Here is a 24,863-nt window from a genome sequence, read left to right as displayed (position 1 = left end):
TGGATTATTGCTCTTTAACAGAGATGAGATGGGAAACTCTATTAATCATTCCCCGAATCGCTACGTTATCATCATGTTCAACAGTTTGATGCAATTTACGTAGTCCAAGTGCTTTTACAGTTTCACGTTGAACTTCCGTACGACCAATCAAGCTGCGAGTGAGGGTAATTGCTAATTTATTCGCCATTATGTTTCCCTCCTTAACCTAACAGTTCTTCTACTGTTTTATTACGTAATTTTGCTACATCCTCAGCACGTTTTAAGTTCTTAATACCTTCGATTGTAGCACGTACCATATTAATTGGAGTGCTTGAACCAAGTGATTTTGAAGTGATATCCGCAATACCTGCAAGTTCAAGAACCGCACGGACAGGACCACCTGCAATAACACCGGCACCCGCACTAGCTGGTTTCAATAAGATCTGTCCACCGCCGAAACGACCAATGATTTGATGTGGGATAGTAGTATTTACGATAGGTACAGCAACTAAGTTTTTCTTAGCATCTTCAATCGCTTTACGAATAGCGTCAGGAACTTCTTGCGCTTTTCCAGTACCAAAGCCAACGTGACCGTTTTTATCACCGACAACTACAAGTGCAGTAAAGCGAAAACGACGTCCACCTTTTACAACTTTGGCTACACGATTGACAGTAACAACGCGTTCTTCAAGTTCTAGTTTGTTAGGATCAATTTGAAGCATCTAATTTGTCCCTCCTTTTTTGATTAAAATTCAAGGCCGTGTTCACGAGCTGCTTCAGCAAGAGCTTTTACACGTCCGTGATATAAGTATCCGCCGCGGTCAAACACAACAGATTTAAGACCTTTTTCAACTGCACGTTTTGCGATTAGTTCGCCAACTTTTTGAGCCGCTTCAACATTTCCAGCAGACTCGATGCTTAACTCTTTATCTAATGTTGATGCATTGGCTAATGTTACACCATTTTCATCATCGATCAATTGAGCGTAGATGTTTTTATTCGAACGGTACACATTTAGACGTGGGCGAAGCTCAGTGCCGCTTAGCTTTGAACGAACGCGAGCATGTCTTTTTTTGCGTACTTTGTTCCTATCTTGCTTAGTGATCATTTACGAGTCACTCCTTTCGTGCCTAGGCGGCATTATTTACCTGTTTTACCTTCTTTACGACGTACGATTTCGCCTTCGTAGCGAATTCCTTTACCTTTATAAGGTTCAGGTGGGCGTACAGCGCGAATATTAGATGCCAAAGCACCAACTTTTTCTTTGTTGTAACCTTTAACGATAACCTTTGTGTTTACTGGAACCTCAACTTCAACGCCTTCATCCGGATCGAACTCAACTGGATGTGAGTAGCCTACGTTTAGAACAAGTTTATTACCTTGTTTTTGCGCACGATATCCAACACCAACAAGTTCCAACGTTTTTTCGAAGCCTTTAGACACGCCATCGACCATATTAGCAATTAGAGAACGAGTTGTTCCATGAATAGAGCGATGTTCTTTTGCATCAGAAGGACGAGTAACAGTAATGATATTGTCCTCAATATTGATAGCCATATCTGGGTTAAATGTGTTAGTCAATTCACCTTTAGGTCCTTTAACGGTTACTGTTTGATCGTTCAATGTAACTGTTACACCTGCAGGTATTTCAATTGGTTTTTTCCCTATACGAGACATTTTATTGCACCTCCGTTCTTCAGAAGAATATTACCAAACGTATGCCAATACTTCTCCGCCAACTTGTTTCGCTCTTGCTTCTTTATCAGACACTACGCCTTGAGAAGTAGAAACTAGTGCGATACCAAGGCCGTTAAGTACTTTTGGTACCTCATTAGCTTTTGCATATACACGTAAACCAGGTTTACTGATTCTTTTAAGGCCTGTAATAACACGTTCGTTATTTCCACCATATTTAAGGAAAATACGAATGATGCCTTGTTTATTATCTTCAATATATTCTACATCACGAATGAAACCTTCACGTTTGAGGATTTCAGCAATCTCTTTTTTGATATTGGAAGCTGGGATCTCCAACTTTTCGTGACGAACCATGTTCGCATTACGAATGCGAGTAAGTAGATCTGCAATTGGATCAGTCATAACCATTTATATTTACCTCCTTCCCAATTTCGGTCTTACCAGCTGGCTTTTTTAACGCCAGGAATTTGACCCTTATATGCCAGTTCTCGGAAACAGATACGACAAAGTTTAAATTTACGAATAACGGAATGTGGACGACCACAACGTTCGCAGCGTGTATATCCCTGTACTTTAAACTTTGGAGTGCGTTTTTGTTTCACGATCATTGATTTTTTAGCCACGTTTTCGCCTCCCTTATTTAGCGATTACTTTTGGAACGGCATTCCAAATGCAGTCAGTAGTTCACGAGCTTCTTCATCAGTGTTAGCAGTTGTCACGATGACAATATCCATGCCGCGCACTTTGCTCACTTTATCATAATCAATCTCAGGGAAGATGAGTTGTTCTTTAATGCCAAGTGTGTAGTTTCCACGCCCGTCGAATGCTTTTTTAGAAATTCCACGGAAGTCACGTACACGTGGTAGTGATACGGAAACTAGCTTGTCAAAGAACTCATACATACGCTCTCCGCGAAGAGTAACTTTAGCGCCGATTGGCATACCTTCACGTAGGCGGAATCCCGCAATTGAATTTTTCGCTTTAGTTACAACTGGCTTTTGACCAGTAATCATCATTAGCTCTTCTACAGCATTATCCAAAACTTTAGCGTTTTGTACTGCATCGCCAACACCCATGTTAATAACAATTTTATCTATTTTAGGTACTTCCATTACGGATTTATAATTGAACTTGCTCATAAGAGCAGGAGTAACTTCTTTTTGAAATTTTTCCTTAAGGCGGTTCATGTCGTGTACCTCCCTTCATCTAAGAACTATTTATCTAATGCTTCACCTGATTTTTTAGCTACACGCACTTTTTTACCATTTACTTCTTTATAACCAACACGAGTTGGTTCATTTGTTTTAGGATCCAGTAACATCACGTTAGACACATGAACTGCTGCTTCTTGATCATTAATTCCACCTTGAGGGTTAGCTTGTGAAGGCTTAGAATGTTTTTTCACAATGTTTACACCTTCAACTAAGACACGTTCCTTTTTGGGGAATGCAGCTAATACTGTACCAGTTTTACCTTTATCTTTACCGGTGATAACCATTACCTTGTCACCTTTTTTGACATGCATTGAATCGCACCTCCTTGAATGGATGAATCTTAATTTATTAAAGAACTTCTGGAGCTAAAGATACGATTTTCATGAAATTATTATCACGAAGTTCGCGTGCAACAGGTCCGAAAATACGAGTTCCTCGAGGTGCTTTATCATCACGAATGATAACACATGCATTTTCATCGAACTTAATGTAAGAACCATCAACACGGCGAGCACCTGTTTTTGTTCGAACGATAACAGCTTTAACAATTTCACCTTTTTTGACAACGCCACCTGGTGTTGCTTGTTTCACTGTACAGACGATTACATCGCCGATATTCGCAGTCTTACGGCCTGAACCACCGAGGACTTTGATCGTTAAAACTTCACGTGCACCAGAGTTATCTGCTACTTTTAAACGAGATTCTTGTTGAATCATCTAGTTTACCTCCCTTCGGAAAGCATGTATCCGAAACTATAATTAGATAATAACTGCCTTCTCAACGACCTCTAATAAACGGAAGCGTTTAGTTGCTGATAGAGGACGTGTCTCCATGATACGTACAACATCACCAATTTTTGCTTCGTTTTGCTCATCATGAGCTTTAAATTTTTTAGAGTACTTTACACGTTTGCCATACAATGAATGTTTCTTCTGCGTTTCAACCATAACAGTAACGGTTTTATCCATTTTGTCGGAAACAACGCGTCCTGTATATACTTTACGCTGGTTGCGTTCACTCATTTTCGCAAACCTCCTCTCAATTATCGATTGTTAACTTCGAGTTCTCTCTCACGAATCACTGTTTTCCCACGAGCAATTCCTTTGCGAACTTCGCGAAGGCGAGCAGTGTTTTCAAGTTGCCCTGTTGCTAATTGGAAACGAAGGTTGAAGAGTTCTTCCTTCAAAGATTTTACATTTTGCTCGATTTCGGCAGTGGTCAAATCACGGATTTCTTTAGCCTTCATTACGGTCACCACCAATTTCTTCTCGTTTTACAAACTTACATTTAATTGGAAGTTTGTGCGCAGCAAGACGAAGCGCTTCACGTGCTACCTCTTCTGATACGCCAGCAATTTCAAACATAATTTTCCCAGGTTTAACTACTGCAACCCATCCTTCTGGAGCACCTTTACCGGAACCCATCCGTACTTCTAGGGGTTTAGCTGTATATGGTTTGTGAGGGAAAATTTTAATCCAAACTTTACCGCCACGTTTCATGAAACGAGTCATTGCAATCCTTGCAGCTTCAATTTGGCGACTTGTAATCCACTCAGCCTCAAGAGCTTGTAGTCCATATTCACCAAATGATACTTCAGTGCCGCCTTTTGCACGGCCTCGCATTTTTCCGCGATGTTCGCGGCGATACTTAACGCGTTTAGGCATTAACATGATTATTTTCCTCCTTCCACAGATTTTTTCTTTTCTGGAAGGACCTCTCCACGATAAATCCATACTTTGACGCCGAGTTTGCCGTAAGTTGTATCTGCTTCAGCATGTGCATAGTCTATGTCAGCGCGAAGTGTATGAAGTGGAACTGTTCCTTCGCTGTAATGTTCAGCACGAGCAATATCCGCTCCACCTAGACGGCCGGATACTTGTGTTTTAATTCCTTGAGCTCCAGAACGCATTGTACGTTGGATTGCTTGTTTTTGCGCACGACGGAAAGATACTCGATTTTCCAATTGACGTGCAATGTTTTCAGCAACCAATTTCGCATCAAGGTCTGCTCTTTTAATTTCAATAATGTTAATGTGAACACGTTTGTTTGTTAATTGGTTCAATGCTTTACGAAGTGCTTCAACTTCACTTCCACCTTTACCGATTACCATACCAGGCTTCGCTGTGTGGATTGAAATGTTGATGCGATTTGCTGCACGCTCAATTTCAACACGTGAAACAGATGCTTCAGCTAAACGCTTTGTAATATACTCACGAACCTTGATGTCTTCGTGTAGTAAAGTTGCATAATCTTTTTCAGCGTACCATTTAGATTCCCAGTCGCGAATAATACCGATACGCATACCGATTGGATTAATTTTTTGACCCACGAATTATCCCTCCTTCTTTTCTGATACCACGATTGTAATGTGGCTTGTGCGCTTGTTAATCTGGCTAGCACGGCCCTGTGCACGTGGACGGAAACGTTTCATTGTTGGACCTTCATCAACAAATGCTTCTGCCACCACTAAATTATTAATATCCATATCATAATTATGTTCTGCATTAGCAATAGCAGAGTTCAATAATTTTTCTACGATCGGGGATGCAGCTCTTGGTGTTAATTTTAAAATAGCGACTGCTTCGCCCACTTGCTTTCCTCGAATAAGATCAACTACTAAGCGTGCTTTACGAGGAGCAATTCTAACTGTTCTTACAACAGCTTTTGCTTGCATTGGGATGCCCTCCTCTCATTAGCGTCTTGTTTTTCTATCATCTGCGGCATGACCTCTGTAAGTGCGTGTTGGTGCAAATTCACCGAGTTTATGCCCTACCATATCTTCACTGATATATACAGGTACATGTTTGCGGCCATCATAGACTGCAATCGTATGTCCGATAAATGTCGGGAAAACCGTTGAACGGCGTGACCAAGTTTTTACAACTTGTTTCTTGTCTGCCTCATTCAACTTTTCGATTTTGTTCATTAAATGATCATCTACAAAAGGCCCTTTTTTTAGGCTACGTCCCATGGTTGAACCTCCCTTCGTGACTGTACTACGGTCCCAGTGAACCGTAGAACAAACACGTTATTTTTTCCGACTACGTACAATAAATTTATCTGATTTGTTCGTTTTCTTGCGTGTTTTATAACCAAGTGTTGGTTTACCCCATGGTGAAACAGGTGACTTACGGCCAATTGGCGTACGTCCTTCCCCACCACCGTGTGGGTGATCATTCGGGTTCATAACAGATCCACGAACGTGTGGACGTTTGCCCAACCAACGAGAACGACCTGCTTTACCGATCGTAACTAGTTCGTGCTGTTCATTACCAACTTGACCTACAGTTGCACGGCAAGTTGCAAGAATCATGCGTACTTCACCAGAGTTCAAACGGACAAGAACGTATTTAGTTCCTTCTTTACCAAGTACTTGTGCAGATGTTCCTGCAGAGCGAACTAATTGTCCACCTTTACCTGGTTTTAATTCGATATTATGAACTACCGTACCAACTGGAATGTTTGCAAGAGGAAGTGCATTCCCTACTTTAATGTCAGCTTCTGGGCCAGACATTATTTCCATGCCCACCTTCAAGTTTTTCGGTGCTATAATATATCTCTTTTCACCATCCAAATAATGGATAAGTGCGATGTTTGCAGAACGGTTAGGATCGTATTCGATTGTAGCAACGCGTCCTGGTATACCATCTTTCACACGTTTAAAGTCAATTACTCTGTATTGACGTTTGTGGCCGCCGCCGCGATGACGAATTGTAGTCCTACCTTGGTTGTTTCGGCCGCCTTTTCTATGAATCGGTTCTAGTAAAGTTTTTTCGGGCTTATCTGTAGTAAGTTCCGAGAAATCTAAACTTGTCATATTACGACGTCCGTTGGAGGTAGGTTTGTATTTTTTGATCGCCATTTTTTTCCCTCCTCTACTTTTTTAGTTGTAGCTTATATTAAACTTCAAAGAATTCAATTTCTTTGCTATCTTGAGTTAAAGTAACGACTGCCTTACGACGTTTATTTGTATAACCACCGAAACGGCCCATACGCTTAAACTTGCCTTTGTAATTCAATACGTTAACCTTGGCTACTTTTACGCCAAAGATGCTTTCAACTGCATCTTTTACTTGTGTTTTATTCGCCTTAACGTCTACTTCGAACGTATATTTCTTTTCAGCCGTCAGCTCCATAGAACGTTCTGTGATAACGGGGCGCTTTAGAACATCACGTACATCCATTATCCAAGCACCTCCTCTACTTTTTCAACTGCGGCTTTCGTCATGATCAATGTATTATGTCCAACAACATCTAATACGCTAATGTTGTTAGCATCAACCACTGTCACTCCTGGGATATTTCTTGCTGAAAGTGCTACGTTCTCATCGAGTGTATCAGTTACAATCAATGCTTTTTTACCAACAGGTAAGTTAGCAAGGACACTAGCAAATTCTTTTGTCTTTGGTGTGTCAAAAGATAATGCTTCTAATACTAGTAGACTTTCTTCTGAAATTTTTGTAGAAAGAGCTGATTTAATTGCTAAGCGACGAACCTTTTTAGGAAGTTTATAGCTATAGCTTCTTGGAACTGGTCCAAAGACTGTTCCACCACCGCGCCATTGTGGAGATCGGATAGAGCCTTGACGTGCACGGCCTGTTCCTTTTTGACGCCATGGTTTGCGTCCACCACCACGTACTTCTGCACGAGTTTTCACTTTAGATGTCCCTTGTCTTAATGAAGCTCTTTGCATAACAATTGCTTCAAACAACACTGCGTTGTTAGGTTCAATACCAAATACAGATTCATTTAGGTCGATATCGCCAACCTTTGAGCCTGCTTGATTATATAATGCTACTTTCGGCATTCTTATTTCCTCCTTTCTTTAACTTTTCTTATTTCGTTTTAATTCCAGTTTTAATTTCAATCAATGCCTTTTTAGGTCCAGGAACGTTCCCTTTAACTAAAATTACATTGCGGTCTGTATCAACCTTAACAATTGGCAGATTTTGAATAGTGATTCTTTCTCCACCCATGCGTCCTGGTAACAACTTTTGTTTGAAAACGCGCGCTGGGTCTACAGGTCCCATTGAACCTGGTCGACGATGGAAACGAGAACCATGTGTCATAGGTCCGCGAGATTGTCCGTGGCGTTTAATAACACCTTGGAATCCTTTACCTTTTGATACTCCTGATACGTCTACTAGATCGCCTTCAGCGAAAATATCAACTTTGACTTCTTGACCAACTTCGTACTCATCTACGTTTACTCCGTTAAATTCACGGATGAAGCGCTTAGGAGTAGAATTTGCTTTTGCAAAATGTCCTTTAGCTGGTTTGTTAGCAAGCTTTTCACGCTTATCTTCAAAACCAAGCTGAACTGCTTCATATCCATCAGTTTCAATTGTTTTCTTTTGAAGAACAACGTTTGGAGCAGCTTCAATTACTGTAACTGGGATTAATTCACCGTTTTCAGCAAATACCTGCGTCATTCCAATTTTTCTTCCTAAGATTCCTTTGGTCATGAGTCACACCTCCTGTTAATGTTTATCATTTATTTATTAAAGTTTAATTTCAATGTCAACGCCTGACGGCAAGTCCAATCTCATCAATGAATCTACTGTTTGTGGTGTAGGATTGATGATATCGATTAGACGTTTATGTGTGCGCATTTCAAACTGTTCACGAGAATCCTTATATTTGTGCACCGCACGAAGGATTGTATATACAGTTTTCTCAGTCGGCAATGGAATCGGCCCCGAGACATTTGCACCTGAACGTTTTGCTGTTTCAACAATCTTTTCAGCTGATTGATCTAAAATCCTGTGATCATACGCCTTTAATCTGATACGAATCTTTTGTTTTGCCATTACTTTCCCTCCTTTTCGTCTATTTTTAAAATAGACATACTCCATGGAAATTTCCCACACACTCGCCATGGCAAAGCGGCCGGGTGTGTCAGCAACCTTCCATTTCATTGCAGTCAAAGACCAACGTTGTCTATTATACAGAAAACATAAAGCAGATGCAATGTTTTTCTCAACATTACTTTAGTTTTTCACACCCCTACGATTATACAGAGTTAAACGAGTAAAATCAAGGAGAAATTTAAATCTATTTATATAGAAGAAAAAAATGAATAACTTAGTTATATACTCTTTCAAAATACGCACTTGTTTTATTTGAAAATCTTGTATGACATTTACTTTTAGTGGAATCTTTTATTTCATAGGAGCGAAAATAAATAAGAAACTTAAGTTATTTGCTACAGTAACCTTAATGGCAACCTAAGTTATTACTAATAAAATACAAGGGCAGAAGATTAGCTTTATAATCTTATAGTTCAATAAAATCATCATATATATTTCTTAAACAAAAAAGAGCAAATGGATTGTAGTCCATTTGCTCTTTTTTTAAAACAGTTATTATGCTTGGATTGTTGCTACAACGCCAGCTCCAACTGTACGTCCACCTTCACGGATTGAGAATTTAGTTCCTTCTTCAATCGCGATAGGAGAAATAAGTTCAACTGTCATTTCAACGTTGTCTCCAGGCATTACCATTTCTACTCCTTCTGGAAGGTTACAGATTCCTGTAACGTCTGTAGTACGGAAGTAGAATTGTGGGCGGTAGTTAGTGAAGAAAGGAGTGTGACGTCCACCTTCATCTTTTGAAAGAACGTAAACTTCCGCTTTAAACTTTGTATGTGGTGTAATTGTACCAGGCTTAGCCAATACTTGACCACGTTGGATATCTTCACGAGCTACACCACGAAGTAGTGCACCGATGTTGTCTCCAGCTTCTGCATAATCAAGAAGCTTACGGAACATTTCTACTCCAGTAACAACAACTTTTTTGTTTTCTTCTTGAAGACCGATGATTTCTACTTCTTCACCGACTTTAACTTGTCCACGCTCAACACGTCCTGTAGCAACTGTACCACGACCAGTGATTGAGAATACGTCCTCAACTGGCATCATGAATGGCTTGTCAGTATCACGTGTTGGAGTTGGAATGTACTCATCAACTGCATCCATTAATTCAATAATTTTTTCTTCCCAGTCAGCTTCTCCTTCAAGAGCTTTAAGAGCAGAACCTTTAACAACAGGAATGTCGTCACCAGGGAAGTCATATTCTGAAAGAAGATCACGGATCTCCATTTCTACTAATTCAAGAAGCTCTTCGTCGTCAACCATGTCACATTTGTTCATGAAAACTACGAAGTAAGGCACACCTACTTGACGAGATAAAAGAATATGTTCACGAGTTTGTGGCATTGGGCCATCTGCAGCAGATACTACAAGGATAGCTCCGTCCATTTGTGCAGCACCAGTGATCATGTTTTTAACATAGTCAGCGTGACCTGGGCAGTCAACGTGTGCATAGTGACGCTTTCCAGTTTCATATTCTACGTGAGAAGTGGAAATTGTAATTCCACGCTCGCGCTCTTCTGGAGCGTTATCAATCATGTCGTATCCTTTTGCATCTCCGCCTGAACGTTTTGCAAGAACCGTAGTGATTGCAGCTGTTAATGTAGTTTTACCATGGTCAACGTGACCTAGAGTACCGATATTCGCATGTTCCTTGGAACGATCAAATTTTTCCTTACCCATTTGAAAATCCTCCTTTAAATTGAAAAAATAATAAGTATGCCAGTGCGCCTTAAAGTTAATTCACTTAACTCTAAAGCCGCACTTTGCATATCTAATAGTAGTTATACTTGATTAATTGCATAAAATCAATTATTCACCAGTATTCTTTTTAATAATTTCTGCAGCAATTGATTTTGGCACTTCTTCATAATGATCGAAATGCATAGAATATGTTCCACGTCCTTGCGTATTAGAACGAAGTGATGTAGCATATCCGAACATTTCAGCAAGTGGAACAAATGCTTTTACAACTTGCGCATTACCGCGTGCTTCCATTCCTTCTACACGACCGCGGCGAGATGTAACGTCTCCCATAATATCTCCAAGATATTCCTCAGGCATTGTAATTTCTACTTTAACTAGAGGTTCAAGCAGAACAGGGTCACATTTTTTCGCTGCATTTTTAAGTGCCATAGAAGCGGCAATTTTAAACGCCATTTCGTTTGAGTCAACATCATGGTATGAACCATCAAATAGTTTTGCTTTCACGTCGATTAATGGATAACCAGCAATAACGCCGTTAGCCATAGAATCTTTAAGTCCAGCTTCTACAGCAGGTACATATTCACGCGGAACAACCCCACCGACAATACCATTTTCAAACTCGAAGCCTTTTCCTTCTTCGTTTGGAGAGAATTCAATCCAAACGTGCCCGAATTGTCCACGTCCACCAGATTGACGGATGAATTTACCTTCAACTTCAGCAGTTGTGCGGAAAGTTTCACGGTAAGATACTTGTGGAGCTCCTACGTTTGCTTCAACTTTAAACTCACGTTTCATACGGTCAACAAGAATATCAAGGTGAAGTTCACCCATTCCTGAGATAACTACTTGACCTGTTTCAGGGTTCGTTTCCGCACGGAAAGTCGGATCCTCTTCCTGAAGTTTACCAAGAGCAGTTCCCATTTTATCTTGATCCGCTTTTGATTTCGGTTCAATTGCAACCGAGATAACTGGCTCAGGGAATTCCATTGATTCAAGAATAACAAGATTCTTTTCATCACATAAAGTGTCACCTGTACCTGTGTCTTTCAATCCAACCGCAGCTGCGATGTCTCCACTATGAACAATAGAGATTTCTTCACGGTGGTTGGCATGCATTTGTAGGATACGACCGACACGCTCACGTTTACCTTTAGTTGAGTTCTGAACATATGAACCTGAGTCCAATGTTCCAGAATATACACGGAAGAACGTAAGGCGTCCAACAAACGGATCAGTCATTACTTTAAATGCAAGTGCTGAGAATGGTGCGTTGTCGTCAGCTGGACGAAGTACTTCCTCGTCTGTACCTGGAACAATTCCCTTCATTTCAGCGATGTCAGTCGGAGCTGGCAAGTAATCAATTACTGCGTCAAGCACCTTTTGAACACCTTTGTTTTTAAATGCTGTTCCACATAACACTGGGTAAAATTCTACTTTCAGTGTTGCTTCACGGATTGCATTTTTCAGTTCTTCGTTGGAGATTTCTTCTCCTTCGAGGTATTTCATCATTAATTCTTCGTCAAAATCAGCCACGGCTTCAACTAAGTTTCCTCGAAGCTCTTCGGCTTGTTCTTGAAGGTCTTCAGGAATTTCTCCTTCAACAGCATCAAGAGCTGTATCTCCTTCATAGAACCAAGCTTTCATTTCTACAAGGTCAACCATCCCTCTGAAAGTGTCTTCTGCACCAATCGGAAGTTGGATTGGATGAGCGTTTGCCATTAAACGATCACGAAGAGTACCTACAGAATAAAGGAAGTCCGCACCTGTTTTATCCATTTTATTAACAAATACAATACGTGGAACACCATAAGTAGTAGCCTGGCGCCAAACTGTTTCAGTTTGGGGCTCAACGCCTGATTGAGCGTCAAGTACAGTTACAGCTCCATCAAGAACACGCAATGAACGTTCAACTTCAACAGTGAAGTCTACGTGTCCAGGTGTGTCAATGATGTTAACACGGTGACCTTTCCATTGTGCAGTTGTTGCTGCAGATGTAATAGTGATACCGCGTTCCTGTTCCTGTTCCATCCAGTCCATTTGTGACGCACCTTCATGAGTTTCCCCAATTTTATGGATACGTCCTGTATAGAAAAGAATACGTTCGGTTGTTGTTGTTTTTCCGGCATCAATATGAGCCATAATCCCGATATTACGAGTCTTTTCTAAGGAGAACTCTCTAGCCATTTCGTATTTCTCCTTCCTAGGATGAGTATATAGTGATATCCCTTAAATTCAACTTACCAGCGATAATGAGCAAATGCTTTGTTTGCTTCCGCCATTTTATGAGTTTCCTCACGTTTTTTAACAGCTGCACCAGTGCTATTAGTAGCATCAAGAATTTCATTAGCAAGACGCTCTTCCATCGTTTTTTCTCCACGTTGGCGAGAGTAGTTTACTAACCAACGAAGTCCAAGCGTTGAACGTCTTTCAGGACGTACTTCAACCGGTACTTGATAGTTTGCTCCACCAACACGGCGTGCTTTTACCTCTAATACTGGCATGATGTTTTTAAGAGCTTGGTCAAATACTTCCATTGGATCCTTACCTGAACGTTCTTGGATAGTATCGAATGCAGAGTAAATAATAGATTGAGCTTTACCTCTTTTTCCATCTACCATAAGCTTGTTGATTAAACGTGTAACAATCTTAGAATTATAAATCGGATCAGGCAATACATCTCTTTTTGCAACAGGTCCTTTTCGTGGCATTAGATTTCCTCCTTTCAAACAAAACTATAAGTTTTAATGATTTACTTTTTTTCTTTCGGACGCTTAGCGCCATATTTAGAACGGCTTTGTTTACGGTTTTCAACACCAGCAGTATCAAGTGCACCACGTACGATGTGATAACGTACACCCGGTAAGTCTTTTACACGGCCGCCGCGAATAAGTACAACACTATGTTCTTGTAGGTTATGACCGATACCAGGGATATAAGCCGTTACCTCAATTCCGTTAGTTAAACGAACACGAGCATATTTACGAAGTGCCGAGTTTGGCTTCTTCGGAGTCATTGTACCAACACGAGTACATACACCGCGTTTTTGTGGTGAAGATACATTCGTGTTTGCTTTCTTAAAGCTGTTATAGCCTTTGTTAAGTGCAGGTGAGTCAGAAGTAGTTACTTTTGTCTTTCTTGGTTTACGTACTAATTGATTAATAGTAGGCATGTTTGTTCCTCCTTTCATCTTTTCTTATAAGCCCACACATCCAGGTGGTTCTTTTTAGGGCAAAAAAACAAGTTTCTACAGTTTATGTCACTGCAAAAACACCTCTATTGGATAATGGCAACAGTTGTTGCTCCTACATCAATACCGCATGCTCTTCCTAACTTCTTCATAGAATCCACCTTAATTACAGGTACATTCAATTCATTCGCTGTAAAGATAATGCTATCAGTAATACGCGGATCTGCATCCAGAGCCACATAAACTTCCACAACATGTCCTGATTTAAGAGCTCTTACTGTTTGTTTCGTTCCTACAATTAGATTTGATGCCTGCACCACTTTTTCATAAGACAATTTGCATATCCTCCAAAGTAACAGGTTAATGATAGGAGCACCTTGAATATAGTAACATCTGAATTTTTTAAAGTCAATAGATATTACATTCTTTTCAAAGGTTATTCTCTAAAATGATGCGCCGGCATAAAGCCGGCGCTTATGCATTTAATATTACTCAGCGTTTGGTACTTCTTCTCCCGCCATAATCGAGACAGCTTTTCTATAACGTTGCATACCCGTTCCAGCAGGAACTAACTTACCAATAATAACATTTTCTTTTAGTCCTAATAGTTCGTCGCGCTTGCCTTTGATAGCTGCATCTGTTAATACTCTTGTCGTCTCTTGGAAGGATGCGGCGGACAAGAATGAATCTGTCTCAAGTGACGCCTTTGTAATTCCAAGAAGTACTGGACGACCTGTTGCAGGTTGCTTTCCTTCAAGCAATGCCTTTTCGTTGGCATCAGTAAATTGATGTACATCGAGAAGTGTTCCTGGCAATACATCTGTATTCCCAGCATCAGCGACCCGCACTTTTCGAAGCATTTGGCGAACCATTACTTCTACGTGTTTATCACCAATTTCAACACCTTGCATACGATATACCTTTTGAACTTCCAGTAACAAGTATTCTTGTACTGCCGAGACATCCCGAACTTGCAGAAGCTCTTTTGGATCTATCGAACCTTCCGTCAATACTTGACCTCGCTCTACTTCATCATTGACCGCTACTTTTAAGCGAGCTGTGTAAGGAGCTGTGTATGTCCGGCTATCTATTTCGCTTTGAACAACAATTTCTTGCTGGCGATCTCGTCCTTCTGTAATAGCGGTAACTACCCCACTAATTTCAGTAATGACTGCTTGACCTTTCGGGTTACGCGCTTCGAACAACTCTTGGATTCTCGGAAGACCTTGAGTAATATCGTCTCCAGCTACGCCTCCCGTATGGAATGTACGCATCGTCAACTGAGTTCCTGGTTCACCAATGGATTGTGCAGCAATAATACCTACAGCTTCTCCTACATCAACTACTGTTCCAGTTGCCAAGTTACGTCCGTAACATTTTTTACATACGCCATGACGAGTATTACATGTAAATGCAGATCTAATCCATACTTCTTCGATTCCAGCGTTAACTACTTCTTTAGCTAAGTCTTCATGAATCAATTCGTTCTCTGTAACAAGTACAGCGCCTGTTTCTGGATGAATGATTTTCTTCCGTGCATGACGTCCAATTAGTCGCTCTTCCAGCGGCTCGATTATCTCTGTTCCATCTTTCAACGACGCAACAAGTAATCCTTTATCTGTACCACAATCATCTTCCCGAATGATTACATCTTGAGCTACATCAACAAGTCTTCTAGTTAAATAACCAGAGTCCGCAGTTTTAAGAGCAGTATCAGCTAACCCTTTACGAGCACCATGTGTAGAGATAAAGTACTCAAGGACTGTTAATCCTTCTCTAAAACTTGATTTGATCGGTAATTCGATGATTCGTCCAGCCGGGTTAGCCATCAAGCCCCGCATACCAGCTAGCTGCGTAAAGTTTGATGCGTTACCCCTTGCTCCAGAATCACTCATCATATAAATAGGATTCAAGTTGTCTAATGTTTTCATTAATTTATTCTGAATCGTATCTTTGACAGCACTCCAAATAGAAATGACACGATCATAACGCTCTTCGTCAGTAATAAGACCCCGTTTAAATTGTTTTAGTACATTATCAACTTTCTCTTGCGCATCGTTTAAGAGTGTCTCTTTTTCAGCTAAAACTACAATGTCAGATACTCCAACAGTAATACCAGCTTTTGTCGAGTACTTAAATCCAAGGTTTTTCATACGATCAAGCATTTTTGATGTCTCTGTGATATGGAATCTCTTAAAAATTTCCGCAATAATATTACCTAAAATTTTCTTTTTGAACGGTTCAATAAGCGGTTGTTGTTTAATAAACTCCGCAACATTGGTTGACGGTTCTATAAAGTATTTATCTGGTGTATTTCCTTCCAAATTCTCGTTTGTTGGTTCGTTAATGAACGGGAATGACGGCGGCAATATTTCATTGAAAACAAGTTTGCCCACAGTTGTAACAAGTAATTGCTTTCTCTGTTCTTCCGTAAATCTCTCATTGATTAACGAATCCGCACGGACAGCTATCCGTGAGTGAAGATGAACATATCCGTTTTGGTATGCAATCAGAGCTTCATTCGTATCTTTAAAAATCATCCCTTCGCCGTCCGCATTTTTACGTTCGAGCGTTAGATAGTAGTTACCCAACACCATATCTTGTGACGGTGTAACGACCGGCTTACCATCTCTTGGGTTCAAAATGTTTTGGGCAGCTAGCATAAGAATACGTGCTTCTGCTTGTGCTTCCGCAGACAAAGGCACATGCACTGCCATTTGGTCACCGTCAAAGTCCGCATTATAAGCCGTACATACTAGTGGGTGAAGACGGATTGCTCTTCCTTCAACAAGCGTTGGTTCAAATGCTTGAATACCAAGTCTATGAAGTGTCGGTGCCCTGTTTAATAATACTGGGTGCTCGCGAATAACTTCTTCAAGTACGTCCCAAACCTCAGGATGAATTCGTTCAATTTTTCTTTTGGCGCTTTTAATATTATGTGCAAGGCCTTTTTCAACTAGCTCCTTCATAACAAAAGGTTTGAATAGTTCAAGAGCCATTTCCTTTGGAAGTCCACATTGGTACATTTTCAAGTTCGGTCCAACGACAATTACAGATCGACCTGAATAATCCACACGTTTTCCAAGTAAGTTTTGACGGAAACGACCTTGTTTTCCTTTCAGCATGTGTGAAAGTGATTTTAACGGTCGATTTCCCGGTCCTGTAACAGGACGGCCTCTTCTACCATTATCAATCAAAGCATCCACTGCTTCTTGGAGCATACGTTTTTCGTTTTGCACAATAATCCCTGGAGCACCAAGATCCAATAATCTTTTCAATCGATTATTCCGGTTGATAACCCTACGATATAGATCATTTAGGTCAGATGTCGCGAATCGGCCACCTTCTAATTGAACCATTGGTCGCAATTCTGGAGGAATAACCGGTAAAACATCTAGAATCATCCAATCCGGGAAATTCCCAGAATGACGGAAAGCTTCGAGCACCTCAAGTCTTTTAATAGCTCTTGTGCGTCGTTGCCCTTGTGCAGTTTTCAATTCTTCTTTTAATTGAGCCACTTCTTTTTCCAAATCAATGTCTTGCAAAAGCTTCTTAATAGCTTCAGCACCCATTGCTGCTTGGAATGTCGCACCGTATTTCTCACGGTATGCTCGATACTCTCTTTCAGATAACAACTGTTTCTTATCTAAAGTTGTATCACCAACATCTGTAACAACATAAGAAGCAAAGTAAATAATCTCTTCAAGAGCCCTAGGTGACATATCTAGAATAAGTCCCATCCGACTAGGAATCCCTTTGAAATACCATATGTGGGAAACAGGGGCAGCTAATTCAATATGCCCCATTCTCTCACGACGAACCTTTGCTCTAGTTACTTCTACTCCACAACGGTCACAGACAACACCTTTATAACGGACTCGCTTATACTTTCCGCAATGACATTCCCAATCCTTTGTAGGACCGAATATTCGTTCACAGAATAAGCCATCTTTTTCTGGTTTTAAAGTACGATAGTTGATTGTTTCCGGCTTTTTCACTTCTCCAAAAGACCAGGATCGGATTTTATCCGGTGAAGCAAGGCCGATTTTCATATACTCAAAATTGTTTACATCCAGCAAGGGGCCTACCTCCCTTTTCGTCTACAGGTTCTACCCTTATTGCTTGCATTCAACATTATTCTTTAGATGCAGCAGTTTCTTCCACTTTCGTATCCGGTGCAATATTTAATGTGTCAGCTTGATGAGCATCATCTTCATCTTCCAGATCACGCATTTCAATTTCTTGTTCATCACCTGAAAGTATTTTGACATCTAAGCCTAAACTTTGTAATTCTTTAATTAATACTTTAAACGATTCAGGCACACCTGGCTCAGGCACGTTTTCGCCTTTTACAATCGCTTCATATGTTTTCACACGACCAACGACGTCATCCGATTTAACAGTAAGAATCTCTTGAAGTGTGTAAGCTGCTCCATATGCTTCAAGCGCCCACACTTCCATCTCTCCAAAACGCTGTCCACCAAATTGGGCTTTTCCTCCAAGTGGTTGTTGCGTAACGAGCGAGTAAGGTCCAGTCGATCTCGCATGAAGCTTATCATCGACCATATGCGCAAGCTTAATTAGATACATAATACCTACAGATACACGGTTGTCAAAGGCTTCACCAGTACGACCATCATAAAGTACAGTTTTTGCATCACGAGCCATACCTGCCTCTTCAATGGTTTCCCACACATCTTCTTCTGTTGCACCATCAAATACAGGTGATGCCATATGAAGACCGAGATGTCTAGCAGCCATACCTAAGTGCATTTCCAACACTTGACCAATGTTCATCCGAGATGGTACACCTAGTGGGTTTAACATGACATCCACTGGAGTGCCATCTGGCATATAAGGCATATCCTCTTCTGGAAGGATTTTGGAAATTACACCTTTGTTACCGTGGCGACCTGCCATTTTGTCTCCCTCGGAGATCTTTCTTTTTTGAACAATATAAACACGAACTAATTGGTTTACACCCGGTGGAAGCTCATCGCCATCTTCACGGTTAAAGACTTTCACATCTAGGACAATCCCGCCGCCGCCATGAGGGACACGCAATGATGTATCACGGACTTCGCGCGCTTTCTCACCAAAGATAGCATGCAATAGACGTTCTTCTGCAGTCAATTCAGTAACACCTTTAGGAGTTACCTTTCCTACAAGTAAATCACCATCTCTAACTTCAGCACCAATACGGATAATTCCACGATCATCAAGATTACGAAGTGCATCTTCACCAACGTTCGGAATATCACGAGTCATTTCTTCCGGTCCAAGTTTCGTATCACGCGCTTCCGATTCGTACTCTTCAATATGAATCGATGTATACACATCATCCTTGACAAGGCGTTCACTCATGATGATTGCATCCTCATAGTTATAGCCTTCCCATGTCATAAACGCGATAAGCACATTTCTACCTAATGCAAGTTCCCCTTTATCCATAGAAGGACCGTCACCGATAATTTCGCCTTTAGTGACTCGATCTCCTATATCAACAATTGGACGTTGATTATAGCATGTCCCTTGGTTTGAACGGATAAATTTCTGCATGCGATATTTATCTAAATCGCCTTTTATCTCTTGGCCATCAATAGCTTGAATACGTCTTACCCAAACTTCCCGTGATTCAACATGCTCAACGATTCCATCATGCTTACATATTACTGCTGCACCGGAATCCTTCGCTGACACATGTTCCATCCCAGTTCCAACAAGTGGAGCTTCTGGTTGCATAAGGGGAACTGCTTGCCTCTGCATGTTCGCTCCCATTAGTGCACGGTTGGAGTCATCGTTTTCTAAAAATGGAATACATGCTGTCGCAGCTGAGACAACTTGCTTTGGAGATACATCCATATAATCAATTCGATCTCTTTTAACAACAGTGTTTTCACCACGAAAACGTGATATTACTTCATCATTTATAAATGCACCTTCATCAGAAAGTGGAGCATTCGCTTGAGCAACAACATAATTATCTTCTTCATCTGCTGTCAAATAGTCAATTTGAGACGTTACTAATCCAGTCTCAGGATCGACTCGGCGATACGGCGTTTCAATAAAACCAAAGCGATTCACCTTGGCAAATGATGATAATGAGTTGATCAACCCAATGTTCGGACCCTCAGGAGTTTCAATCGGACACATACGTCCATAGTGAGAATAATGAACGTCACGAACTTCCATCCCTGCACGTTCACGAGTTAACCCTCCTGGCCCTAGTGCTGACAAACGACGTTTATGAGTCAATTCTGCTAGCGGGTTGGTTTGGTCCATGAACTGTGATAGCTGAGAACTACCAAAAAACTCTTTAATAGATGCAATTACGGGACGAATATTAATTAACTGTTGTGGTGTGATCGTGTTAATGTCTTGAATAGACATACGCTCTCGCACTACACGTTCCATTCGCGATAAACCAATTCTAAATTGATTTTGCAACAATTCCCCAACAGAACGAAGACGACGATTACCTAAGTGGTCTATATCATCAGTATCTCCGACACCATATAATAAGTCGAAGAAGTAACTAATAGATGAAATGATATCGGCTGGAGTGATATTTTTTGTAAGATCATCCACGTATGCATTGCCAATAACATTAATTACATTTTCATCTTCGTCATAAGGAGCATAAATTTTAATGGATTGGACAATTACATCCTCTTCCAATAATCCACCTTGTTGGTCAAAGCTTTTAAAGCCAGCTCCATTTTCGAGATTTGGAAGTATTTTATCCAGTGTACGACGATCAAGTAATGTACCTTTTTCTACAATGATTTCGCCTGTTTCAGGATCAGCTAATGTTTCAGCGATCCGTTGACCGAATAGACGATTTTTAATATGAAGCTTTTTATTAAGCTTATAACGACCCACATTTGCTAGATCGTAACGTTTCGGATCAAAGAATCTAGATACTAGCAAACTTTTAGCGTTTTCTACTGTTGGAGGTTCACCTGGGCGAAGTCGCTCATAGATCTCCAACAAAGCTTTTTCGACACTTTCTGTATTATCTTTTTCTAGTGTGTTTTGGAGATATTCGTTATCACCTATCAAATCGATGATTTCTTGATCAGAGCCAAAACCGAGTGCACGCAAAAGAACCGTTACCGGCAGTTTCCGTGTACGATCAATCCGAACGTAAACCACGTCTTTGGCATCCGTTTCATATTCCAGCCAAGCTCCACGGTTAGGAATAACTGTAGCAGTAAAGCCTTTCCTTCCGTTTTTATCGAGTTTTCCGCTGTAATAGACGCTCGGTGATCGAACGAGCTGGGATACAATGACACGTTCAGCTCCATTAATGATAAAAGTACCCATTTCTGTCATCAACGGAAAATCACCCATAAATACATCCTGGTCTTTTACTTCCCCAGTTTCTTTATTCACAAGGCGCAATTTCACACGAAGTGGAGCGGAATAAGTAGCGTCACGCTCTTTTGATTCATCAACGGAATACTTAGGTTCGCCGAGACTATAATCAATAAATTCCAATGAAAGATTTCCGGCAAAATCTTCAATTGGGGAGATATCTTGGAACATTTCCTTTAAGCCCTCATCAAGAAACCATTGGTAAGAAGAAGATTGGATTTCGATAAGGTTCGGCAGCTCCAATACTTCACTAATACGCGCAAAGCTTCTGCGCTGGCGGTGCCGTCCGTACTGAACTAGTTGACCTGTCAACTGATTCACCCCTCAAATCAAACGTTTTATTGTCATCAACTTTCCTAGACTAGCTAGAAAACTGTGAAAACATAAGACAAAAAGAAAAATGGTTTTCTCTTTAAAAACCACATTTCTCACAATAAGAACTATATATTGTATAATCTTTTCCAACTTATCCATATTCCATACTTCATTATAAATAGTTTAGGATCAAGTTAAAAAACACTATATTCGCATCTTACAATGCTATCACAAGGTTTATAAAGAGTCAATATTTTGATGCTTTAATAATGTAGTAACCTTTTCTTTTAGCTACAACTTCCACATTATCAAAAACTTCCTCTAATTTCACTTGCGCTGAAGGGGCCCCTTGTTTTTTCTGAATGACAACCCACAGCTCTCCTCCTGGTACTAAGTGATGGTAGCTTCGTTCTAAAATATCATGAACTACTTGCTTCCCCGCACGTATTGGAGGATTTGTTAAAATCGCAGCAAAGTTTTTTAAACCTATTCCATTAAAGCGATCACTTTCATATACATCAATGTTTTCAACTTGGTTAAGCATTGCGTTCTCTTTTGCAAGCGCGATTGCCCTTTCGTTTACATCCACCAAATGAAAGGATCTGTCTGAATAAACTTTAGCAAGACTAAGACCAATTGGACCGTATCCACAACCCACATCAAGAACTGGTCCTTCAACATTCGCAATCTCAAACTTTTCAATTAAAAAGCGAGAACCGAAATCTACTTCTTTTTTTGAAAATACACCTTGGTCAGTCTTAAAACGAAAGGCGTTTCCTTTTAATTCAGCATCCCAATATTTCGGTTCACTAGCAACCTTAGGAGACTTTGCATAATAATGATCCGCCAAGAGACGCACCTCCTCGTGTAAAAAAGCACAAGAGTTAATCCTAATTTATATGAGTGAGCGAAAAAAAGCCCGCCTGATAAACAGCGAGCTTTTAATTCACATCATAATTACTTAACTTCTACACCAGCGCCAACTTCTTCAAGTTTCGCTTTGATTTCTTCAGCTTCGTCTTTAGACGCGCCTTCTTTAACTGCTTTCGGTGCGTTATCAACTAGCTCTTTTGCTTCTTTCAAGCCAAGACCTGTGATTTCACGTACAACTTTGATAACTTTAATTTTTGAAGAACCAGCGCTAGCTAGTACTACATCAAATTCAGTTTGTTCTGCAGCAGCTTCACCTGCACCAGCGCCACCAGCAACAGCTACAGGAGCAGCAGCAGTTACACCAAATTCTTCTTCAATTGCTTTAACAAGGTCGTTTAATTCAAGAACTGTCATTTCTTTGACAGCTTCGATGATTTGTTCTTTAGTCATGATTTGTTTCCTCCGTATTATTATTATTTTTTATTTAGAAACTGTGATTAAGCACTTTCTTCCTTCTGATCTGCAACTGCTTTAGTAGCAAGAGCAAGATTACGAACAGGAGCTTGAAGAACGCTAAGCAACATAGAAAGCAATCCTTCGCGTGACGGAAGTTCAGCTAATGCTTTCACTTCTTCAACTGTTGCAATATTTCCTTCGATGACACCAGCTTTGATTTCAAGTGCTTCATTCGCTTTCGCGAAGTTATTCAAAATTTTGGCTGGAGCTACTACATCTTCTGTACTGAACGCAATCGCATTCGGTCCAGTCAATGCTTCGTTAAGTCCGGACAGTTCAGCTTCATCTGCCGCACGACGAGTCATCGAGTTTTTATAAACTTTAAATTCGATTCCTGCTTCTCTAAGTTGTTTACGAAGCTCTGTTAATTGAGCAACGTTCAGCCCTCTGTAGTCTACAACTACAGTAGAAACGCTCGTTTTCAATTTTTCAGCGATCTCACTTACAACTTGTTTTTTTGTTTCAATCACTTGGCTCATCCTTACACCTCCTAAAATCTAAATTCGACATTTATACCAGCAAAAAACCTCCACATTTACAGACATGGAGGTTTCATGCGCTCATCTATTAAATCAGATGATTTATATCGCAATGACCTCGGCAGGCTATTAAGCTTTACGCCCCTGCTGTCTACGGTACAAATGTATAATTTATTTTACAACAGATAGTAGTATATCAAATGATATTACAAACTGTCAATTTATTTTTTATCAATACTTGAAGAAGGATCCACTTTCACGCCAGGGCCCATTGTTGAAGTAACTGTAACGCTCTTCATATAAGTCCCTTTCGCTGCAGATGGTTTCGCTTTTTGCAATGTATCTAAAATTGTGTCAAAGTTTTCAACTAGCTTAGCTTCATCAAAAGAAACTTTTCCGATAGGCACATGAATGATTCCAGCTTTATCTAAACGATACTCAACTTTACCAGCTTTAATTTCATTCACAGCTTTCGCTACGTCAAAAGTAACTGTGCCAGTTTTAGGGTTTGGCATTAAGCCTTTTGGTCCAAGTGTACGACCGAGTTTACCAACTTCACCCATCATGTCTGGAGTAGCTACGATAACATCAAAATCAAACCAACCTTGATTGATCTTGTTGATGTATTCTGCATCTCCAACATAGTCAGCACCAGCAGCTTCAGCTTCTTTTAGTTTTTCACCTTTTGCAAATACTAGTACACGCTGAGTTTTACCTGTACCATTTGGCAGTACAACTGCACCGCGAATTTGTTGATCAGCTTTTTTAGGATCTACGCCTAGACGAACCGCTACTTCAACAGTTGCATCGAATTTCGCGTAGTCTGTTTTCTTTACAAGTTCAATTGCTTCATTTACACCGTATGCTTTTGAACGGTCAACAAGCTTTAAAGCTTCTGTGTATTTCTTACCTTTTTTAGCCATTTTTATTTCCTCCTGTAATGTGGTTTTAGCGGAATAACCTCCCACGAAAAACAAAAGCATAGGCGCTTTATCCATCGATTAAGTCAAAACGATGAGCCATTTAGGCAAATCTTGTTAACCTAGTAGAAAAAATTTAATTCCACTAGCCGACAGGCGCTGTAGCTAGACGGATATTATCCGACTTAAAACTTCCACAATGTGGTATTACCTAGTTCTTTAACCAATAAAGGAAGGCTGATACTATCGCAGCCTCCCTTCAACAAACAACTTTCTTTTGTGCACAAAGGGATCAGTCTTCGATTGTGATACCCATGCTGCGCGCAGTGCCTTCTACCATTTGCATTGCTGCTTCAACGCTTGCTGCGTTTAGGTCAGGCATTTTTGTTTCAGCGATTTCACGTACTTTGTCGCGTTTAACAACTGCAACTGCCTTTTTATTCGGTTCACCAGAACCCGACTCAATACCAGCTGCTTTTTTAAGAAGAACAGCTGCAGGCGGAGTTTTTGTGATGAATGTAAAAGAACGGTCTTCAAATACAGTGATTTCAACAGGAATGATTAATCCTGCTTGGTCTGCTGTACGAGCGTTAAACTCCTTACAGAATCCCATGATATTTACACCCGCTTGACCTAGCGCCGGTCCAACTGGGGGAGCCGGGTTCGCTTTACCAGCAGGAATTTGCAATTTTACAAGTTTAATTACTTTTTTAGCCACGAGACACAC

32 protein-coding genes and 1 other annotated feature are annotated in these 24,863 nt (G+C 40.5%); all 32 genes read right to left on the bottom strand.

Annotated features, from left to right (window positions below; translation table 11 throughout):
• Window positions 1–4: 4 nt before the first annotated feature.
• Window positions 5–187, bottom strand: a complete 183-nt coding sequence (rpmD, locus tag BLE01S_RS17375) for a 50S ribosomal protein L30 (protein ID WP_066145267.1) — start codon at window positions 185–187, stop codon at window positions 5–7.
• A gap of 13 nt (window positions 188–200) precedes the next feature.
• On the bottom strand, window positions 201–701 hold the full coding sequence (rpsE, locus tag BLE01S_RS17370; RefSeq protein WP_066145262.1) for a 30S ribosomal protein S5: 501 nt from the start codon (window positions 699–701) through the stop codon (window positions 201–203).
• 23 nt (window positions 702–724) lie between these two features.
• Window positions 725–1,087, bottom strand: coding sequence for a 50S ribosomal protein L18 (rplR, locus tag BLE01S_RS17365; RefSeq protein ID WP_066145260.1), 363 nt, complete (start codon window positions 1,085–1,087; stop codon window positions 725–727).
• A gap of 32 nt (window positions 1,088–1,119) precedes the next feature.
• The gene (gene rplF / locus BLE01S_RS17360; protein WP_066145258.1) at window positions 1,120–1,656 is read right to left on the bottom strand and encodes a 50S ribosomal protein L6; all 537 of its coding nucleotides are present in this window, start codon (window positions 1,654–1,656) and stop codon (window positions 1,120–1,122) included.
• A gap of 30 nt (window positions 1,657–1,686) precedes the next feature.
• A complete protein-coding gene (rpsH, locus tag BLE01S_RS17355; protein ID WP_066145254.1) occupies window positions 1,687–2,085 on the bottom strand; it encodes a 30S ribosomal protein S8 in 399 nt (132 codons plus the stop codon).
• A gap of 29 nt (window positions 2,086–2,114) precedes the next feature.
• Window positions 2,115–2,300, bottom strand: a complete 186-nt coding sequence (gene rpsN, locus BLE01S_RS17350; RefSeq protein ID WP_066145251.1) for a 30S ribosomal protein S14 — start codon at window positions 2,298–2,300, stop codon at window positions 2,115–2,117.
• A gap of 24 nt (window positions 2,301–2,324) precedes the next feature.
• Window positions 2,325–2,864: a 50S ribosomal protein L5 gene (gene rplE, locus BLE01S_RS17345; RefSeq protein WP_066145248.1), complete on the bottom strand. Its 540-nt coding sequence runs from the start codon at window positions 2,862–2,864 to the stop codon at window positions 2,325–2,327.
• A 26-nt stretch (window positions 2,865–2,890) separates the two neighbouring features.
• On the bottom strand, window positions 2,891–3,202 hold the full coding sequence (gene rplX / locus BLE01S_RS17340) for a 50S ribosomal protein L24 (protein WP_066145245.1): 312 nt from the start codon (window positions 3,200–3,202) through the stop codon (window positions 2,891–2,893).
• Between the two features lie 37 nt (window positions 3,203–3,239).
• Complete coding sequence (rplN, locus tag BLE01S_RS17335) at window positions 3,240–3,608, bottom strand: 50S ribosomal protein L14 (RefSeq protein ID WP_066145242.1); 369 nt, start codon at window positions 3,606–3,608, stop codon at window positions 3,240–3,242.
• A gap of 42 nt (window positions 3,609–3,650) precedes the next feature.
• Entirely contained in the window at window positions 3,651–3,914 is a 264-nt protein-coding gene (rpsQ, locus tag BLE01S_RS17330; RefSeq protein WP_066145239.1) for a 30S ribosomal protein S17, read from the bottom strand.
• A 20-nt stretch (window positions 3,915–3,934) separates the two neighbouring features.
• The gene (gene rpmC / locus BLE01S_RS17325) at window positions 3,935–4,138 is read right to left on the bottom strand and encodes a 50S ribosomal protein L29 (protein WP_066145236.1); all 204 of its coding nucleotides are present in this window, start codon (window positions 4,136–4,138) and stop codon (window positions 3,935–3,937) included.
• The gene (gene rplP / locus BLE01S_RS17320; RefSeq protein WP_066145233.1) at window positions 4,128–4,562 is read right to left on the bottom strand and encodes a 50S ribosomal protein L16; all 435 of its coding nucleotides are present in this window, start codon (window positions 4,560–4,562) and stop codon (window positions 4,128–4,130) included. Before rplP ends, rpmC begins: the two co-directional genes overlap by 11 nt.
• 2 nt (window positions 4,563–4,564) lie before the next feature.
• Window positions 4,565–5,221: a 30S ribosomal protein S3 gene (gene rpsC / locus BLE01S_RS17315; protein WP_066145229.1), complete on the bottom strand. Its 657-nt coding sequence runs from the start codon at window positions 5,219–5,221 to the stop codon at window positions 4,565–4,567.
• Window positions 5,222–5,224: 3 nt separating this feature from the next.
• The gene (gene rplV / locus BLE01S_RS17310) at window positions 5,225–5,566 is read right to left on the bottom strand and encodes a 50S ribosomal protein L22 (RefSeq protein WP_066145226.1); all 342 of its coding nucleotides are present in this window, start codon (window positions 5,564–5,566) and stop codon (window positions 5,225–5,227) included.
• Between the two features lie 18 nt (window positions 5,567–5,584).
• On the bottom strand, window positions 5,585–5,863 hold the full coding sequence (gene rpsS, locus BLE01S_RS17305) for a 30S ribosomal protein S19 (RefSeq protein ID WP_066145223.1): 279 nt from the start codon (window positions 5,861–5,863) through the stop codon (window positions 5,585–5,587).
• A 57-nt stretch (window positions 5,864–5,920) separates the two neighbouring features.
• On the bottom strand, window positions 5,921–6,754 hold the full coding sequence (rplB, locus tag BLE01S_RS17300) for a 50S ribosomal protein L2 (RefSeq protein WP_066145220.1): 834 nt from the start codon (window positions 6,752–6,754) through the stop codon (window positions 5,921–5,923).
• 37 nt (window positions 6,755–6,791) lie between these two features.
• The gene (rplW, locus tag BLE01S_RS17295) at window positions 6,792–7,076 is read right to left on the bottom strand and encodes a 50S ribosomal protein L23 (RefSeq protein WP_066145218.1); all 285 of its coding nucleotides are present in this window, start codon (window positions 7,074–7,076) and stop codon (window positions 6,792–6,794) included.
• Entirely contained in the window at window positions 7,076–7,699 is a 624-nt protein-coding gene (gene rplD, locus BLE01S_RS17290) for a 50S ribosomal protein L4 (RefSeq protein ID WP_066145216.1), read from the bottom strand. Before rplD ends, rplW begins: the two co-directional genes overlap by 1 nt.
• A gap of 28 nt (window positions 7,700–7,727) precedes the next feature.
• Window positions 7,728–8,357 carry a 50S ribosomal protein L3 gene (gene rplC, locus BLE01S_RS17285; RefSeq protein ID WP_066145212.1) on the bottom strand — a complete coding sequence of 210 codons (630 nt, stop codon included), beginning with the start codon at window positions 8,355–8,357 and terminating at the stop codon, window positions 7,728–7,730.
• Window positions 8,358–8,393: 36 nt separating this feature from the next.
• A complete protein-coding gene (gene rpsJ / locus BLE01S_RS17280; protein ID WP_066145209.1) occupies window positions 8,394–8,702 on the bottom strand; it encodes a 30S ribosomal protein S10 in 309 nt (102 codons plus the stop codon).
• Window positions 8,703–9,257: 555 nt separating this feature from the next.
• On the bottom strand, window positions 9,258–10,445 hold the full coding sequence (gene tuf / locus BLE01S_RS17275; RefSeq protein ID WP_066145207.1) for an elongation factor Tu: 1,188 nt from the start codon (window positions 10,443–10,445) through the stop codon (window positions 9,258–9,260).
• 129 nt (window positions 10,446–10,574) lie between these two features.
• The gene (gene fusA, locus BLE01S_RS17270) at window positions 10,575–12,653 is read right to left on the bottom strand and encodes an elongation factor G (protein ID WP_066145205.1); all 2,079 of its coding nucleotides are present in this window, start codon (window positions 12,651–12,653) and stop codon (window positions 10,575–10,577) included.
• 53 nt (window positions 12,654–12,706) lie between these two features.
• Window positions 12,707–13,177: a 30S ribosomal protein S7 gene (rpsG, locus tag BLE01S_RS17265; RefSeq protein ID WP_066145202.1), complete on the bottom strand. Its 471-nt coding sequence runs from the start codon at window positions 13,175–13,177 to the stop codon at window positions 12,707–12,709.
• A gap of 41 nt (window positions 13,178–13,218) precedes the next feature.
• Entirely contained in the window at window positions 13,219–13,638 is a 420-nt protein-coding gene (gene rpsL / locus BLE01S_RS17260; RefSeq protein WP_066145200.1) for a 30S ribosomal protein S12, read from the bottom strand.
• A 104-nt stretch (window positions 13,639–13,742) separates the two neighbouring features.
• Window positions 13,743–13,991 (bottom strand): 50S ribosomal protein L7ae-like protein, encoded by a 249-nt coding sequence (locus tag BLE01S_RS17255; protein ID WP_066145198.1) that lies wholly within the window; start codon window positions 13,989–13,991, stop codon window positions 13,743–13,745.
• A 153-nt stretch (window positions 13,992–14,144) separates the two neighbouring features.
• Complete coding sequence (rpoC, locus tag BLE01S_RS17250; RefSeq protein WP_066145196.1) at window positions 14,145–17,735, bottom strand: DNA-directed RNA polymerase subunit beta'; 3,591 nt, start codon at window positions 17,733–17,735, stop codon at window positions 14,145–14,147.
• A gap of 55 nt (window positions 17,736–17,790) precedes the next feature.
• The gene (gene rpoB / locus BLE01S_RS17245) at window positions 17,791–21,345 is read right to left on the bottom strand and encodes a DNA-directed RNA polymerase subunit beta (protein WP_066145194.1); all 3,555 of its coding nucleotides are present in this window, start codon (window positions 21,343–21,345) and stop codon (window positions 17,791–17,793) included.
• A gap of 250 nt (window positions 21,346–21,595) precedes the next feature.
• On the bottom strand, window positions 21,596–22,198 hold the full coding sequence (locus BLE01S_RS17240) for a class I SAM-dependent methyltransferase (RefSeq protein WP_066145193.1): 603 nt from the start codon (window positions 22,196–22,198) through the stop codon (window positions 21,596–21,598).
• Between the two features lie 107 nt (window positions 22,199–22,305).
• Entirely contained in the window at window positions 22,306–22,671 is a 366-nt protein-coding gene (rplL, locus tag BLE01S_RS17235; RefSeq protein WP_066145191.1) for a 50S ribosomal protein L7/L12, read from the bottom strand.
• 47 nt (window positions 22,672–22,718) lie between these two features.
• Window positions 22,719–23,216, bottom strand: a complete 498-nt coding sequence (gene rplJ / locus BLE01S_RS17230) for a 50S ribosomal protein L10 (RefSeq protein WP_066145189.1) — start codon at window positions 23,214–23,216, stop codon at window positions 22,719–22,721.
• A gap of 31 nt (window positions 23,217–23,247) precedes the next feature.
• Window positions 23,248–23,391: a sequence feature (ribosomal protein L10 leader region), on the bottom strand.
• A gap of 46 nt (window positions 23,392–23,437) precedes the next feature.
• Window positions 23,438–24,139 carry a 50S ribosomal protein L1 gene (gene rplA / locus BLE01S_RS17225; protein WP_066145187.1) on the bottom strand — a complete coding sequence of 234 codons (702 nt, stop codon included), beginning with the start codon at window positions 24,137–24,139 and terminating at the stop codon, window positions 23,438–23,440.
• Window positions 24,140–24,428: 289 nt separating this feature from the next.
• Window positions 24,429–24,854: a 50S ribosomal protein L11 gene (gene rplK, locus BLE01S_RS17220; protein WP_066145185.1), complete on the bottom strand. Its 426-nt coding sequence runs from the start codon at window positions 24,852–24,854 to the stop codon at window positions 24,429–24,431.
• Between the last annotated feature and the right edge of the window lie 9 nt (window positions 24,855–24,863).

Origin of the sequence: Lederbergia lenta NBRC 16444 (genome assembly GCF_001591545.1) — a bacterium.
In the GTDB taxonomy this organism is placed as follows: Bacteria; Bacillota; Bacilli; order Bacillales; family Bacillaceae_C; genus Lederbergia; species Lederbergia lenta.
Note: the sequence above shows the minus strand (reverse complement) of the source record. Positions and strands in the feature narration are given on the sequence as shown.